The 16,049-nt window shown below is 66.1% G+C and carries 12 protein-coding genes; 10 read left to right on the forward strand and 2 right to left on the reverse strand.

Features of this window, described 5'->3' with window-relative positions; translation table 11 throughout:
- Positions 1-143: 143 nt before the first annotated feature.
- Positions 144-578: a carboxymuconolactone decarboxylase family protein gene (locus tag C167_RS0111190; protein ID WP_017518367.1), complete on the reverse strand. Its 435-nt coding sequence runs from the start codon at positions 576-578 to the stop codon at positions 144-146.
- A 269-nt stretch (positions 579-847) separates the two neighbouring features.
- On the opposite strand from C167_RS0111190, the gene pedF reads away from it, so the two are divergent.
- The 8 genes from pedF (at position 848) to aldA (ending at position 12,346) form a co-directional block, all read left to right on the forward strand.
- The gene (gene pedF, locus C167_RS0111195; protein ID WP_017518368.1) at positions 848-1,285 is read left to right on the forward strand and encodes a cytochrome c-550 PedF; all 438 of its coding nucleotides are present in this window, start codon (positions 848-850) and stop codon (positions 1,283-1,285) included.
- Positions 1,286-1,290: 5 nt separating this feature from the next.
- Complete coding sequence (locus C167_RS0111200; RefSeq protein WP_017518369.1) at positions 1,291-2,178, forward strand: substrate-binding periplasmic protein; 888 nt, start codon at positions 1,291-1,293, stop codon at positions 2,176-2,178.
- 10 nt (positions 2,179-2,188) lie between these two features.
- Positions 2,189-2,938, forward strand: a complete 750-nt coding sequence (locus C167_RS0111205; RefSeq protein WP_026078959.1) for a quinoprotein dehydrogenase-associated SoxYZ-like carrier — start codon at positions 2,189-2,191, stop codon at positions 2,936-2,938.
- Positions 2,939-2,948: 10 nt separating this feature from the next.
- Positions 2,949-3,878 (forward strand): quinoprotein relay system zinc metallohydrolase 1, encoded by a 930-nt coding sequence (locus C167_RS0111210; protein WP_017518371.1) that lies wholly within the window; start codon positions 2,949-2,951, stop codon positions 3,876-3,878.
- Positions 3,879-4,242: 364 nt separating this feature from the next.
- Complete coding sequence (locus C167_RS0111215) at positions 4,243-6,015, forward strand: methanol/ethanol family PQQ-dependent dehydrogenase (RefSeq protein ID WP_017518372.1); 1,773 nt, start codon at positions 4,243-4,245, stop codon at positions 6,013-6,015.
- Between the two features lie 713 nt (positions 6,016-6,728).
- Positions 6,729-8,249: an aldehyde dehydrogenase family protein gene (locus C167_RS0111220; RefSeq protein WP_017518373.1), complete on the forward strand. Its 1,521-nt coding sequence runs from the start codon at positions 6,729-6,731 to the stop codon at positions 8,247-8,249.
- 439 nt (positions 8,250-8,688) lie between these two features.
- Positions 8,689-10,872, forward strand: coding sequence for a PQQ-dependent dehydrogenase, methanol/ethanol family (locus tag C167_RS0111225; RefSeq protein ID WP_017518374.1), 2,184 nt, complete (start codon positions 8,689-8,691; stop codon positions 10,870-10,872).
- Between the two features lie 37 nt (positions 10,873-10,909).
- On the forward strand, positions 10,910-12,346 hold the full coding sequence (aldA, locus tag C167_RS0111230; RefSeq protein WP_017518375.1) for an aldehyde dehydrogenase: 1,437 nt from the start codon (positions 10,910-10,912) through the stop codon (positions 12,344-12,346).
- Between the two features lie 331 nt (positions 12,347-12,677).
- Here the strand turns inward: aldA and C167_RS0111235 are convergent, their stop codons facing one another.
- A complete protein-coding gene (locus C167_RS0111235; protein WP_017518376.1) occupies positions 12,678-14,612 on the reverse strand; it encodes a sigma-54-dependent Fis family transcriptional regulator in 1,935 nt (644 codons plus the stop codon).
- A 380-nt stretch (positions 14,613-14,992) separates the two neighbouring features.
- Between C167_RS0111235 and pqqA the strand changes: the two genes are divergently transcribed.
- Positions 14,993-15,064: a pyrroloquinoline quinone precursor peptide PqqA gene (gene pqqA / locus C167_RS33665; protein ID WP_003106462.1), complete on the forward strand. Its 72-nt coding sequence runs from the start codon at positions 14,993-14,995 to the stop codon at positions 15,062-15,064.
- A 47-nt stretch (positions 15,065-15,111) separates the two neighbouring features.
- On the forward strand, positions 15,112-16,026 hold the full coding sequence (pqqB, locus tag C167_RS0111240; protein WP_026078960.1) for a pyrroloquinoline quinone biosynthesis protein PqqB: 915 nt from the start codon (positions 15,112-15,114) through the stop codon (positions 16,024-16,026).
- The last annotated feature ends 23 nt before the right edge of the window (positions 16,027-16,049 follow it).

A 16,049-nucleotide genomic window follows, 5' to 3' on the forward strand; every position in this document is an offset into this window, starting at 1 on the left:
GGGTGAGGACTGCACCGGCACGTGCTGGCCCAGCCTTTGGGCGGATAACCCGTTCCGGGTTATCCGCCCAAAGGCAGCGGTCGGTCAGCGCCGTAGGGCGAATAACGCCGAAGGCATTATCCGCCGCAGGCACGGATGCCCGCTCAGGGCTCCATCGCCATCCCCACCCCGAAGCGGTTCCAGGCATTGATGGTGGCGATCGCCAGTGTCAGGTTGACGATCTCCGCCTCGCTGAACTGCTCGCGCAGAGCGTCGAACTGATCCTGCGGGGCATGTTTTTCCGGCAGGCGGGTGAGGCTTTCCACCCAGGCCAGCGCCGCGCGCTCACGTTCAGTGAAGAAACGGGTTTCCTCCCAGACGCTCAGGGTCTGCAGCCGTGCCTCGGTCTCGCCGGCCTTGCGGGCGTCATTGGCGTGCATGTTCACGCAGTACGCGCAGCCATTGATCTGCGAGGCGCGCAGACGCACCAGTTCCAGCAGCGAGGTTTCCAGGCCTGACTTGGCCAGGGCCTGCTCCAGGCCGAGCATGGCCTTGTAGGCGTCGGGGGCGGCCTTGGGCCATTCGATTCGTGCGCTCATGGCGATCTCCAGTGAGGCCCGCGGGCGTGCGGGAATGGAGCCAAGTTACCGTCTGTAGCCTGGTCTTCGAATAGCCAATTCCCGGCAATACCGGCAGACCAATGAAGGCCATTCAACGGACATGGTCGACCGCCGTTCTAGTACCAAGGGAGTAGACGGGAGCATCCAAAGCAGGATTCGACCGCCGGCCGCGCGTTCTTAACATCCTCATCACTGGCGTCGTTCCATGCGCCAAGCCTTGCCAAGCATCTCGATGAGAGGATGAAGTGATGAACAACAAGAACGTGCTGTGTGGCCTGCTGTTAGTGGCCGGCCTGGGTGTCTCGGGTCTGGCCCTGTCCCACGGCAATGTGACCCCCCAGGCAGTGGATACCTCGGGGCTGGAACCGCTGGGCAAGGAATGGCGCGACACCAACCCCTACCGTGAGCCCTATGCCAACCACGCCAAGGCGGTGGAAATCGGCGCATCGGCCTACAACCAGAACTGTGCGCGCTGCCATGGACTGGAAGCCAAGTCCGGCGGCATCGCCCCCGACCTGCGTATGCTCGATCCCGGCGCCGAGGGTGACGAGTGGTTCAAGGAGCGGGTGATCAACGGCGCCGTGCGTGACGGTGCGGTGTACATGCCGAAGATGGCCGACTACATCAGCCAGGAAGGGCTCTGGGCGATCCGCACCTACCTGGACAGCGTGCACGTGGAAGAGTGACCGCCATGCGCCTGCCCAATCGGCTGATCGGCGTGCTCCTGTGCTTGCTGCTGGGGCAGGCGCAGGCCGGGGTCCGCCCCTACGAGGACATGGTCGCCAGCGGCGTGCTGCGAGTGGCCGTGTACGAGAACTTCCCGCCCTACAGCTTCATGCAGGGCGGGCAGCCGCGCGGCATCGACATCGACCTGGCGACGCGTTTGGCCAGCGGGCTGGGCCTGCGCGCGGAATTCCTCTGGGTCACGCCGGGCGAGCGCCTCGACGACGACCTGCGCAACTTCATCTGGAAAGGCCATTACCTGCGCCCCGGCGTGGTCGCCGATGTGATGCTGCGCGTGCCCTACGACCGCCAGTATGCCAACCGGCGCAACGATGTCGGCGAGTTCGCCAACGAGCAGGTGGTGATGTTCGGCCCCTACCAGCGCGAGCGGTGGCAGGTCGTCAATGACGACCGCCGGCTGCCGAAGGTCGACACCATTGCCGCCTTCCGCGAACACCCCATCGGCGTCGAACTGGACAGCGTGCCGTCCTTCTACCTGACCTCGGTGCTCGGCGGCCAGCTCAGCCGCATGACCGTGCATTTCCCCAGCACCCAGGCGGCCTTCGACGGCATGCGTGCGGGCAAGGTGGATGCGGTGATGGCCTTGCGTGGCGAGCTGGACTGGATGCGCGCCCAGGCCGCCGATGAACACCTGAAGAACGCCGAGAACACCTATCCCAACCTTGGTCAGCCCGAGTGGGACATCGGCATGGCGGTACACGAAAGCAACCGCCAGCTCTCCAACGCCCTGGACGGCGAGATGGAAGAACTGGTGCGCAGCGGCGAGATGGAAAAGCTCTATGCGGCCTACGGCGTGCGCTACGAACTGCCGGGGCTCTATCAGGACGTGCAGTGAGGGAAACAGGATGCACCGGCGCCACGTATTGCTCGGGATGTGCGCGTTGCCGCTTCTGGCAGCGGCGGTGGAGGGCGACCCGATGCCCTCGGTGATGTGGGAGTACCACCACAAGCGCCTGCTGAATGGCGAGCCCTACGTCTTCGATGAGCGGGTGAAGCTGGGCGTACCGCCGTTCGCCGAGGACTCCCGCCAGGTTCCGGTGGAAGTGGACGCCCGCGCCTTGCCGGGGCGCTTCGACCGCCTGCTGCTGTGGGCCGAGCTGAACCCGATTCCCCACGTGCTGACGCTCTATCCCGGCGAGCACCTGGAGCCTTTGCTGGCCGTGCGCATCCGCATCGAACAGGCCACGCCGATCCGCGCCGCGCTGCGGGACGAGAAGGGCGTCTGGCACGTCGGCTCGGCCTGGATCGACGCCGCCGGTGGCGGCTGCACCGCGCCCAGCGTGGTGCGCGCGCAGCCGGGCTGGGAGGATCGGCTTGGCCAGGTTCACGGCGAGTCCTATCCCAGGGGCGAGTACAGCCGCGTGCGCCTGTCGGTGTCGCACCCGATGGACAACGGCCTGGTCGGCGGCATCCCCGAATTCTACCTGGACCACGCCGAGCTGCGCGGGCCGGGCGGGGAAGTCTTCGCTCGGCTGGACCTGTTCCCGGCGGTGAGCGAGAACCCGACGTTCACCTTCGAGGTGCGCGGCCACCCACACACCGAACTCTGGTTGCACGACAACAACGGCAACGAATTCCAGGCCGCTCTGCCTTGACGAGGTGTCCATGCGTTTCCTGCTGATCGCCCTCGCGTGCCTGTGCCTGCCGGCACTGGCCGACCTGCAGTACCACCTTCAACCCCGGCAGATCGCCGACGGCACCTGGCTGGTGGAAGGCAGCACCGACAACTTCGGCAAGGACAATGGCGGCGCCATCGTCAACGTCGCCTTCGTGGACACCGGCGACGGTGTGCTGGTGATCGATACCGGCCCGTCGAAACGCTATGGCGAAGCCCTGCGCGAGCTGATCCAGCAGACCACCGGCAAGCCGGTGAAGCGCGTGCTGCTGACCCATCATCACCCCGATCACGTGCTGGGCAACCAGGCCTTCACCGACGTGCCCATCGGCGCACTGGCAGGCACCGGCAGACTGCTGAAGGAGCAGGGCAACGCCATGGCGGAGAACATGTACCGCCTGGTGGGCGACTGGATGCGCGGCACGGAAGTGGTGTTGCCTACCGAGACAGTGGAGCCGGGCAGCCTGCAGATGGGCGATCACCGGTTCCGGCTGGTGGGGCTGCGCGGGCATACCGGTGCGGACCTGGCGATCCTCGACGAAGCCACTGGCGTGCTGTTCGCCGGGGACATCGTGTTTTACCAGCGTGCGCTGACCACGCCGAACAGTCCGGGGCTGGACGTGTGGCTGGGGGATCTGGGTACGCTGGAGAAACTGCCGTGGAAGCTGATCGTCCCTGGCCATGGGCCCATCGCCACGGATACTGCGCCGTTCGCCCAGATGCGCGACTACCTCGGCTGGCTCGACAGCGTCATGCGCGATGGCATCGCCCAGGGCGCGGACATGAACGACCTGTTGCGTACGCCGATTCCCGAGCGTTTTGCCGGGGTCAGCCTGACGCGCTATGAGCTGATCCGCAGCGTCAGCCATCTGTATCCGCGGTATGAGCAGAAGGCGCTGCCGCGCGTCGACGAGCAGTGACTGCACTTTCGCATGACCAACTGTCTTCCTCTGAAGGTCTGTACCTGGGATTTCCCTCTCCCTAACCCTGGCTACGCGCCCCGCTCCGAAGGGCGAGGGCGAGAGAGAGGGCATGCCCCGGCGCGATACTCCGGTAGGAGCGGATTCTGTCCGCGATAGGTTCGCATCGCGCCGGATGCCATCGCGGACGGAGTCCGCTCCTACGCGCGCCCCTATTTTCGCGCCTCTGCAGCCCGGTATTGCTACCAAGGAACTAGGAAATTCGGCACTGCGTTCAATTGTTGGCCCACCGTAGCAAACCAAGAATCTGCGACAGACCGGGACATTTTCCCGGGTACAACAACAATCGCAGAGGCGCACCGCCATGAGACAGCTTCAACCTTTCGCCCGCACCGTGCTGTTCACCGCCATCAGCCTGGCCTGCCTGGGCGCCCACGCCGGGGTGACCGACCAGGACATCAGTGACGCCGCCAAGCGCACCGACCAGATCGTGGTCAACGGGATCAACCAGCAGGGCCAGCGCTTCAGCCCGCTGAATACCCTGAACAGCGACAACGTGAAGGAGCTGCGGCCGGTCTGGGCGCTGTCCTTCGGCGGCGAGAAGCAGCGCGGCCAGCAGGCGCAACCGCTGATCAAGGACGGCGTGATGTACGTCACCGCCTCCTATTCGCGGGTGTTCGCCGCTGATGCGCGCACCGGTCGCAAGCTCTGGCAATACGACGCGCGCCTGCCCGACGGCATCATGCCCTGCTGCGATGTGATCAACCGTGGCGTGGCGCTGTACGGTGACCTGGTGATCTTCGGCACTCTCGATGCCAAGCTGGTCGCCCTGAACAAGGACACCGGCAAGGTGGTGTGGAAGAAGACCGTGGCCGACTACAAGGCCGGCTACTCGATCTCCGCCGCGCCGCTGATCGCCAAGGGCAAGCTGATCACTGGCGTGGCCGGTGGCGAGTTCGGCGTGGTCGGCAAGATCGAGGCCTACAACCCCACCAACGGCGAGCTGCTGTGGAGCCGCCCGACCGTGGAAGGCCACATGGGCTACGTCTACAAGGACGGCAAGGCCATCGAGAACGGCATCTCCGGCGGCGAGGCGGGCAAGACCTGGCCGGGCGACCTGTGGAAGACCGGCGGCGCTGCACCCTGGCTGGGCGGCTACTACGACCCGAGCACCGATTCGCTGTTCATCGGCACCGGCAACCCGTCGCCGTGGAACTCCCACCTGCGGCCGGGCGACAACCTGTACTCCTCCTCGCGCCTGGCACTGAACCCGGAAGACGGCTCGATCAAGTGGCACTTCCAGACCACCCCGCACGACGGCTGGGACTTCGACGGCGTGAACGAGCTGGTGTCCTTCGACTACAAGGACGGCGGCAAGACCGTGCAGGCCGCGGCCACCGCCGACCGCAACGGCTTCTTCTACGTGCTCGACCGCACCAACGGCAAGTTCATCCGCGGCTTCCCCTTCGTCGACAAGGTGACCTGGGCCAAGGGCCTGGACAAGGACGGCCGGCCGATCTACGACGACGCCCACCGTCCGGGCGCGCCGGGCGAGGGCACCGAGAAGGGCTCATCGGTATTCGTTGCGCCGTCCTTCCTCGGCGGCAAGAACTGGATGCCCATGGCCTACAGCCAGGATACCGGCCTGTTCTATGTTCCCTCCAACGAGTGGGGCATGGACATGTGGAACGAGAACATCGCCTACAAGAAGGGCGCGGCCTACCTCGGCGCGGGCTTCACCATCAAGCCGCTGAACGACAAGTACATCGGCGTGCTGCGCGCCATCGATCCGAAGACCGGCAAGCAGGTCTGGCGCTACGAGAACTACGCGCCGCTGTGGGGCGGCGTGCTGGCGACCCACGGCAACTTGGTGTTCACCGGCAACCCCGAGGGCTACCTGATGGCCTTCGACGCCAAGACCGGCAAGAAGCTCTACGAGTTCAACACCGGCTCGGGCGTGATCGCATCGCCGATCACCTGGGAGATGGATGGCGAGCAGTACGTCACCGTGCTGTCCGGCTGGGGCGGCGCGGTGCCGCTGTGGGGTGGCGAGGTAGCGAAGCGGATCAAGGACCTGGACCAGGGCGGGATGATCTGGACCTTCAAGCTGCCGAAGGATCTCGTCGCCAAGAAGTGATGATTCTGTGAGGTGAGCAGAGGGCTGGCCATTGAGCCGGCCCTTTGTTTTTTAGTGGATTTGGCTCGCTTTTGTAGGAGCGGACTCTGCCCGCGAAGTTTTTCGTAGGGTGAATAACGTCTTTAGCGTCATCCGCCGTCTTTTTCGGTGTTTTTGCGCCGCCTCGGCGCGCTGGGATGTTTTCTTGTTTCTCCCCCTCGGGCGACCGACTTTGGCAAACGCCTCCAGCGTAGGCAAAGGTCTCGTCCCGACATCAGGGTCCGGTATCGCTCCGAGGGCGCGTACGAGGGCCATCCCTGCTCCTCTAAGTCCCTCGCGGCATCGATGGCCCCGCTGCTCGGCATCCTGACGGGACTCTGCGCGTGCCTGCGACTCTGGTGCGTGAGCGCAGGGCTGCTTTTTGTAGGAGCGAGCTTGCTCGCGAACCGCTTAACGCCGATGCGGCCGGGTAATTCTGTTCGCGAGCAAGCTCGCTCCTACAAAGGCGGATAGCGTTTCGCGTTATCCGCCCTGCGGGTGTTCATCCTGCAACGTGGGTGCAGTGGTGAGCTTTCGCGGACAAGGTCCGCTCCTACGAAAAGCCATTCGCGGCATTTACTACCAAATGAGTAACCCACCGCTCCCATGGGTGCATTCCGGGGCGGGAAGGGCGCTGCCTAAGATCGCTCCATGACCTGGCCGATTCAGGCCGGGAACCGACAGGAGAGCACCTCATGATCTACGCCGCACCCGGAACCCCAGGCGCCGTCGTCACCCTCAAGCCGCGCTACGGCAACTACATCGGCGGCGAGTTCGTCGCGCCGGTGATGGGCCAGTACTTCAGCAACACCTCGCCGGTGAACGGCGAAGTCATCGCCGAGTTCCCGCGCTCCACTGCCGAGGATATCGAACGGGCACTCGACGCCGCACACGCCGTCGCCGACAGTTGGGGCCGCACCTCGGTGCAGGACCGCGCGCTGATCCTGCTGAAGATCGCCGACCGCATCGAGCAGAACCTGGAGCAGCTCGCCGTCGCCGAAACCTGGGACAACGGCAAGGCCGTGCGCGAAACCCTGAACGCCGACGTGCCGCTGGCCGCCGACCACTTCCGCTACTACGCCGGCTGCATCCGCGCCCAGGAAGGTGGCGCCGCCGAGATCAACGAGAACACCGTCGCGTACCACATCCACGAGCCGCTGGGCGTGGTCGGGCAGATCATCCCGTGGAACTTCCCGCTGCTGATGGCCGCCTGGAAACTCGCTCCGGCCCTGGCTGCCGGCAATTGCGTGGTGATCAAGCCGGCCGAGCAGACGCCGCTGTCGATCATGCTGCTGGCCGAGATCATCGGCGACCTGCTGCCGCCGGGCGTGCTGAACATCGTCCAGGGCTTCGGCAAGGAAGCGGGCCAGGCACTGGCCACCAGCAAGCGCATCGCCAAGATCGCCTTCACCGGCTCCACCCCGGTCGGCTCGCACATCCTCCACTGCGCGGCGGAGAACATCATCCCGTCCACCGTGGAACTGGGTGGCAAGAGCCCGAACATCTTCTTCGAGGACATCATGCAGGCCGAGCCGGCCTTCATCGAGAAGGCCGCCGAGGGCCTGGTGCTGGCCTTCTTCAACCAGGGCGAAGTGTGCACCTGCCCGTCGCGGGCGTTGGTGCAGGAGTCGATCTTCGAGCCGTTCATGGCCGAGGTGATGAAGAAGATCAAGGCGATCAAGCGCGGCAATCCGCTGGACACCGAGACCATGGTCGGCGCCCAGGCTTCGCAGCAGCAGTACGAGAAGATCCTGTCCTACCTCGATATCGCCCAGGGTGAAGGCGCCGAGCTGCTCACCGGCGGCTCCAGCGAGCGCCTGGAGGGCGATTTGGCCAGTGGCTACTACATCCAGCCGACCCTGCTCAAGGGGCACAACGGCATGCGCGTCTTCCAGGAGGAAATCTTCGGGCCGGTGGTGGGCGTCACCACCTTCAAGGACGAAGCCGAAGCCCTGGCGATTGCCAACGACACCGAGTTCGGCCTGGGCGCCGGCGTCTGGACCCGCGACATCAACCGTGCCTGGCGCATGGGCCGTGGCATCCAGTCCGGCCGCGTGTGGACCAACTGCTACCACCTGTACCCGGCCCACGCCGCCTTCGGTGGCTACAAGAAGTCCGGCGTCGGCCGCGAAACCCACAAGATGATGCTCGACCACTACCAGCAGACCAAGAACCTGCTGGTGAGCTACGACATCAACCCGCTGGGCTTCTTCTGACCCTCAGCAGCAAACCGGCGAGCCTTCCCCCATCAGGTTCGCCGGCCCTTTCCGGTGTACCCCGCCTGGCACTCCACCAGGTATCCCTTGTGTCGACGCGCCCGGTTCGGGCGGCCGTCCGCTTCCGTACCCATTCCACGGGTGACGGCCTTCGTCGAACGCGGCTCCGGCCGCGTTTTCTTTTTTCCGGATGGGGCGTTGTTCGCGAGCAAGCCCATCCTGCAAAGCATCCGCAGCGTCCCGTCCTCGCGACACCTGGCACTGTCCCGCGCAACACCTGTAGCGCCCGCACCACCCGCATCGCGTCCGGAAGGAAGCGCCAGAAGCCCCGAACGGCGGGCTCTTCAGCCTGATTCGAACAGCCTGGCACAGCGGTTGCTCTGAGCCTTTCAAGCCGCGGCGAACGACCTGCGGCACCAACAAGAATCGGAGAACCTCCATGAGATCGATTGGCCTGCACGTGCCTTCCGTTCGCCTGCAACCCGCCCTGCGTCATTCCCTGCTGACCGTCTCACTGCTGATGGCCGGTCTGTCCGCCGACCTCCAGGCTGCTGAAACCCCCGCCAATGTCGACGGCAAACGCATCGCCGCCGCCGACAGTGAGCCGGGCAACTGGATGTCCACCGGCCGCACCTACGACGAGCAGCGCTTCAGCCCGCTCAAGCAGATCGACCAGAGCAACGTCGGCAGCCTCGGCCTGGCCTGGAGCCACAAGCTGGACATCGACCGAGGCGTGGAAGCCACACCCATCGTGGTCGATGGCGTGATGTACACCACCGGGCCGTTCTCCATCGTCTACGCGCTGGACGCCCGCACCGGCGAGCAACTGTGGAAGTACGACCCGCAGTCCGACCGCAGCCGCGCCGGCGAGGCGTGCTGCGACGCGGTGAACCGCGGCGTGGCGGTGTGGAAGGGCAAGGTCTACGTCGGCGTGCTCGACGGTCGCCTGGAGGCCATCGACGCCAGGACCGGCAAGCGCGTGTGGAGCGTCGATACCCGCACCGACCCGTCGCGCAGCATCACCATCACCGGCGCGCCGCGCATCGTGAAGGGCAAGGTGATCATCGGCAACGGCGGCGCAGAGTTCGGCGTGCGCGGCTACATCACCGCCTACGACGCCGAGACCGGCAAGCAGGACTGGCGCTTCTTCACCGTCCCCGGCGACCCCAAGGAAATGCCCAAGGGCAAGGGCATGGAAATCGCCGCCAAGACCTGGTTCGGCGACAACTACGCCAAGCAGGGCGGTGGCGGCACCGTGTGGGACTCGATGTCCTACGACCCGGAGCTGAACCTGCTGTACATCGGCGTCGGCAACGGCTCCTCATGGAACCCGCGCATCCGCAGCGAAGGCAAGGGCGACAACCTGTTCCTCTCGTCCATCGTGGCGATCAACCCGGACAACGGCGAGTACGTCTGGCACTACCAGACCACGCCGGGCGACGCCTGGGACTACACCGCCACCCAGCACATCATGCTGGTGGACCTGGAGATCGACGGCAAGCCGCGCAAGGTGCTGATGCAGGCGCCGAAGAACGGCTTCTTCTACGTCATCGACCGCGCCACCGGCGAGCTGCTCTCGGCGAAGAACTTCATCCCGATCAACTGGGCCAACGGCATCGACATGAAGACCGGCCGGCCGATCCGCAACGAAAAGGTTGCCGAATACTGGAAGGACCCGCAGAAGAAGGCGCGCCTGATCCAGCCGGCCTTCTGGGGCGCCCACGACTGGCAGCCCATGTCGTACAACCCCAACACCGGCCTGGTGTACATCCCGGCGCACATCATGTCGGCGATGTACCAGGACGTCGACGGCGCGCCGCCGCGTTCCAGGTTCAAGAGCATCTACCAGCTCGACGTCAACACCGGGATGATGCCCGAGGACCCGGAGGGCCTGCGCAAGATCGCCGACACCTGGACCGGCAAGCTGATCGCCTGGGACCCGGTGAAGCAGGAAAAGCGCTGGGAAGTGCCCTACAGCACTATCTTCAACGGCGGCACCCTGAGCACCGCCGGCAACCTGGTATTCGAAGGCACCGCCGACGGCCGCGTGGTGGCCTACGCCGCCGAGTCCGGCAAGAAGCTCTGGGAGTCCCCGGCCAATACCGGCGTAATGGCCGCGCCCATCACCTATGAGGTGGACGGCGAGCAGTACGTGACCTTCATGGCCGGCTGGGGCGGCGCCTTCTCCACCTTCGCCGGCGCCCTGTCGTTGCGCGCCGGGGTGAAGCCCAACGCCCAGGTGCTGACCTACAAGCTTGGCGGCACCGCCAAGCTGCCGGACATCAACTACAAGTGGGCCGACCGCAAGCCCGAGCCGCCGGCGCTGACCGGCACCTCCGCGCAGATCGACCAGGGTCGCGAGCTGTTCAACTCCAGTTGCTCGCAGTGCCACGGCATCAACGCCATCAGCGGCGGCGTGGTGCCCGACCTGCGCACACTCAGCGCGGAAAACCACCAGCGCTTCCTCGGCATCGTCTATGGCGGCCGCATCCCCGACGGCATGCCCTCGTTCCAGGGCCATCTCGACCTGCAGCAGGCCGAGGCGGTGCACCAGTACCTGATCAAGCGCGCCTACGACCTCAAGGAACAACTGGCCGGCGCACAGAAGACCGCCGCCAAGTGACCGCTCTACAAGAAGCATTCCCGCAGGAGACCGACTCATGACTGACGTAACGACCTACCAGCACTACATCGACAACCGCTTCGTCGCCGGCGAGCCGTTGATCGAAGTGCACAACCCGGCCAACGGCGAGCTGCTGGCGCGCATCCCCGAGGCCAGCGTCGCCCAGGTGGACAGCGCCATCGGCGCTGCCCGCGCGGCGCAGAAAGCCTGGGCGGCCAAGCCTGCCATCGAGCGTGCCGGTTACCTGCGCAGGATCGCCGAGAAGGTCCGCGCCAACGCGCCACGCCTGGCGAAGATCATCACCGCCGAGCAGGGCAAGGTGCCGGCGCTGGCGGAAGTGGAAGTGAACTTCACCGCCGACTACTTCGACTACATGGCCGAATGGGCGCGCCGCCTGGAGGGCGAGGTGCTGACCAGCGACCGCGTCGGCGAGCACGTTTTCCTGCTGCGCAAGCCGCTGGGCGTGGTGGCCGGCATCCTGCCGTGGAACTTCCCGTTCTTCCTCATCGCGCGGAAGATGGCGCCGGCCCTGCTGACCGGCAACACCATCGTCATCAAGCCCAGCGAAGAAACTCCGATCAACTGCTTCGAGTTCGCTCGCCTGGTGGCGGAGACCGACCTGCCCAGCGGCGTGTTCAACGTCGTCGGCGGCACCGGGGCCAGCGCCGGCAGCGCGTTGACCAGCCACGCCGGCGTCGACCTGATCAGCTTCACCGGCAGCGTCGCCACCGGCTCGCGGATCATGGCCGCGGCCGCGCCGAACATCACCAAGCTGAACCTGGAACTGGGCGGCAAGGCGCCGGCCATCGTCCTCGCCGACGCCGACCTGGAACTGGCGGTGAATGCCATCAAGGCCTCGCGGGTGATCAACACCGGGCAGGTGTGCAATTGCGCCGAGCGCGTCTACGTGCAGCGCCAGGTGGCCGACCAGTTCATCGAGAAGATCGCCGCCGCCATGGCCGCCACCCGCTTCGGCGACCCGAACGTGCAGGCCGACCTCGACATGGGCCCGCTGGTCAACCGCATCGGTCTGGACAAGGTTGCGCAGATGGTCCGCACGGCGACGGGACAGGGCGCCCAGGTCATCACCGGCGGCGCCGTGGCCGACCTCGGCAAGGGCTTCCACTACCAGCCCACCGTGCTCGCCGGCTGCAGGGGCGACATGGAGATCATGCGCAAGGAGATCTTCGGCCCGGTGCTGCCGATCCAGGTGGTGGACGACCTCGACGAAGCCATCGCCCTGGCCAATGACAGCGACTACGGCCTGACCTCATCGATCTACACCCGCAACCTCAGCGCTGCGCTCAAGGCCAGCCGCGAGCTGGACTTCGGCGAGACCTACATCAACCGCGAGAACTTCGAGGCGATGCAGGGCTTCCACGCGGGCACGCGCAAGTCCGGCATCGGCGGCGCGGATGGCAAGCATGGCTTATACGAGTACACCCATACCCATGTGGTGTACGCGCAGGAGTGAGCTGCCGGTTAGCCCGTGACTGGGCTTAGGCCCTCTCCCTAACCCTCTCCCTGAAGGGAGAGGGGACCGTACGGCGCAGGATGAAACCATGCGATCAGCTGGCACGAGCTGCTCCCTCTCCCTTCAGGGAGAGGGCTGGGGAGAGGGGATCGAGGCACGCACGGAATGTTCAGGCTTAACGAATATCCTTGCTCGAAACACAACACCGTTTTGCTTGAGCGGGCCGTCCTTGCCAGGTGCGGCTCGCTCCTTTTTCCCTGCGCCCGGAGGTGGGCATTGCGTAGGAGCGGGTTAGCCACCTGATCAGCGGACGCAGGGAAAAGGGAAGCGATCAATACACCGCGTTGGGCTGCACGATGCCGTGCTTCTTCATCTTCCGATACAGGGTCGACCGGGCAATGCCGAACTGCTGCGCCACCGCACTGATGTTCCACTGCCGCTCGCGCAGAACCGCCAGCAGGTGGCGCGCCTCGTCGTCGTCCAGGCGAGCGGCGAGGGCGGGCGTGCGGGCAGTCGGCGGTGCTTCGGCAACCGCCATGGGAGCCATCTGATGCAGCTCCATCGGCAAACAATCCAGATCGATGCGACCGTCTTCGGCCAGCGCGGCGGCGTAGCGCAGACAGTTCAGCAATTGGCGGATGTTGCCCGGCCAGGGATGGCCGCGCAGCCGCTCACGCACTGCGCTGTCGAGCTGCAGGTCGCCGCCCAGGCCCGCCAGCAGGTTGTCGATCAGCGCCTCTCGGTCGGTGCGCTCGCGCAGCGCCGGCAGTTGCAGGGTCATGCCGGCGAGGCGGTAGAACAGGTCCTCGCGGAAGCCCCTGGTGCGGATCATTTCCGCCAGGTTCTGGTGGGTTGCCGAGACCACCTGCACGTCCAGCGCCACCGGCGCTTCGGCGCCGAGCGGGAGGATTTCGCGCTCGGCCAGCACGCGCAGCAGGCGCGTCTGCAGGTGCGCCGGCATGTCGCCGATCTCGTCGAGGAACAGGGTGCCGCCGTTGGCCAGTTCCAGCTTGCCCTTCATGCCCTTCTTGCTGGCGCCGGTGAAACTGCCGCCGCGGTAGCCGAAGAGTTCGCTCTCGATCAGGCTCTCCGGAATCGCCGCGCAGTTCAGCGCGACGAAGGGCCCTGCGTGACGCGCGCTGGCCTGGTGGATGGCGCGGGCGAAGGCTTCCTTGCCGGTCCCGGTCTCGCCGGTGACCAGGATGGAAATACCCTTGTCGAGCAGCTTGCGCAGCTTGCGCACGCCGTCCAGCAGGCGCGGGTCGGCGCCGGCGAGGCGGGTGAGGTCGGGGTGCTCCGGACCCTTTGCTGGACGAGGGGCTGGCGCACTGCGGCGAGGCGGGCTGGCCGGCGTGCGCAGGCCGACATCCACCTGCGCGTGGTCGGCCAGGGTGCGCAGACGGATGCCCCGCGCGCCGCCCTGGCTCAGGTCGAGCAACTGGTCGACGTCCGCTTCGAGCAACTGTTCGATGCGGCTGCCCAGCAGTTCGCCCCGGCAGGCAGCGAAGGCGGCATGGTTGGCGCCGATCACCCGGCCCTGTTCGTCGAGGGCAATGAGCTGTTCGTTGGCCAGGTCCGACACCTCGTCACGAGCCTTCACGGAGAGGGTCAGGCGGTCGCGATAGCGCTGGCGAAAGCTGGCGTTCTCGATCAGCCGGGCATACAGGATCACCAGTTGCAGGGTCAGGTACTGCGCATCCTTGGGCCCGTCGTTGTACAGGCAGGTAGCGTTCAGGCAGCCGCGCAGCTGGTGCTGGGCGTCGAAGATCGGCGCCACCGAACAGCTCAGGCGGAAGTTGCTCACCAGGAAGTGCTCCTGGCGGTGGATGGTCAGCGCCTCGCCGGCGGCCAGCGCCGTGCCGATGCCGTTGGTGCCGGCGATGGATTCATCCCAGCGCGCGCCCACGATCAGCCCGGCCTGGGTGTAGCGGTCGCGCTCGCTGGGCAGGCGCGCATCGAGGGTGATACCGCGCTCGTCGCTGAGCAGCACCGCGAAGCCCGCCGGCAGCACGCGACGGGCCAGGCCTGTGACGCCCTGGCTGGCAATCGCCAGGTAGTCCTGGTGCTGGCTCTGGTGTTCGCGGATTTCCCCGGCGGTGAGGATGTGCTTTTCCGCCCGCGCGCGTGGGTCGAGATGGTGCTCCATCACGCTGCGGTACCAGGAGCGCGCGATGGCGCCCTCGGGCTGGATATCACGCTCGCCGAAGTGATCGGCGATGAAGGCGGCAAGGTCGTTCGGGCAGCTTTCCAGGGATTGCGGGTGCATGGTCACTCCCGGTGGCCGTCAGTCGGGCTGCGGCGCGATGTTGTTTTTCGAAACCGATGCGTCGTAGGACCGGTCCTAGGATTGGCTAGTCTAGACCCATGGGTCACGGGCGACGAGAGGCCGAGCAAGGCTTGTGCCGGAACACTTCGCGCGGGGTGCCGAGCCCCGCGCCAGAGCGCCCGCGGCAGTGCGCCGCGGGCGCAACCGGGCAACGGCTGTCGCAGCGATGGGACAGTTGTAGCGGCGGGGCGCGACAGATGTCGCGGGCCCGCTACCAAATCAGGGGGGAATCTCCTTCGAAAGTATCATTCGGAGTGCCTGACCCTGGTGTTTAACTCAAGCAGCCGGGCTCAACCGGCCTACAACAAGAGGACAGACCCATGTGGACCAAGCCTAGCTTCACCGACCTGCGCCTTGGCTTCGAAGTGACCCTGTACTTCGCCAACCGCTGATCCACACGGCCCCGGTCCGCCGGGGCCCCTGCCCACGGGGCACTGCCATGCACATCCGAATTCTCGGGTCGGCCGCCGGTGGCGGCTTTCCCCAGTGGAACTGCAATTGCCGGAACTGTCGCGGCGTGCGAGACGGCAGCGTGATCGCGCAGCCACGCACGCAATCCTCCATCGCGCTGTCCGATGACGGCGCGAACTGGATTCTCTGCAACGCCTCACCCGACATCCGCGCCCAGCTGGCGTCCTTTCCGGCGCTGCAACCGGCTCGGCGCCTGCGCGATTCGGCGATTGCCGCCATCGTCCTGCTGGACAGCCAGATCGACCACACCACCGGCCTGCTCAGCCTGCGCGAGGGCTGCCCGCACGAGGTGTGGTGCACTGAGATGGTCCACCAGGACCTGTCCAGCGGCTTCCCGCTCTTCCCCATGCTGTCGCACTGGAATGGCGGGCTGAAGCACCGGCTCATCGAGCTGGACGAAGAGCCCTTCGTCATCCCGGCCTGTCCGGGCCTGCAGATCACGGCCATCGCCCTGCGCAGCAGCGCGCCGCCGTATTCGCCGCACCGGGGCAACCCGCATCCGGGGGACAACATCGGCCTGTTCATCGAGGACACCTCCACCGGCGGCAAGCTGTTCTATGCGCCGGGCCTGGGCCAGGTGGACGATGCGTTGCTGGCGTGGATGCGCCGCGCCGACTGCCTGCTGGTGGACGGCACGCTCTGGCGCGACGACGAGATGCGCGTCTGCGAAGTGGGCGACAAGCTCGGCAGCGAGATGGGGCACCTGGCCCAGAGCGGCCCCGGCGGCATGATCGAGGTGCTCGACGGCATCGACGGGCCGCGCAAGGTGCTCATCCACATCAACAACACCAATCCCATCCTCGACATCGCCTCGCCCGAACGCGCCGAACTGGACGCACGCGGCATCGAGGTGGCGTTCGACGGCATGGGCATCTTCCTGTGACGGTCCTTCCAGAAGGAGGCTCG

The organism is Pseudomonas nitroreducens TX1, from assembly GCF_000313755.1.
Classification (GTDB): domain Bacteria; phylum Pseudomonadota; class Gammaproteobacteria; order Pseudomonadales; family Pseudomonadaceae; genus Pseudomonas; species Pseudomonas nitroreducens_A.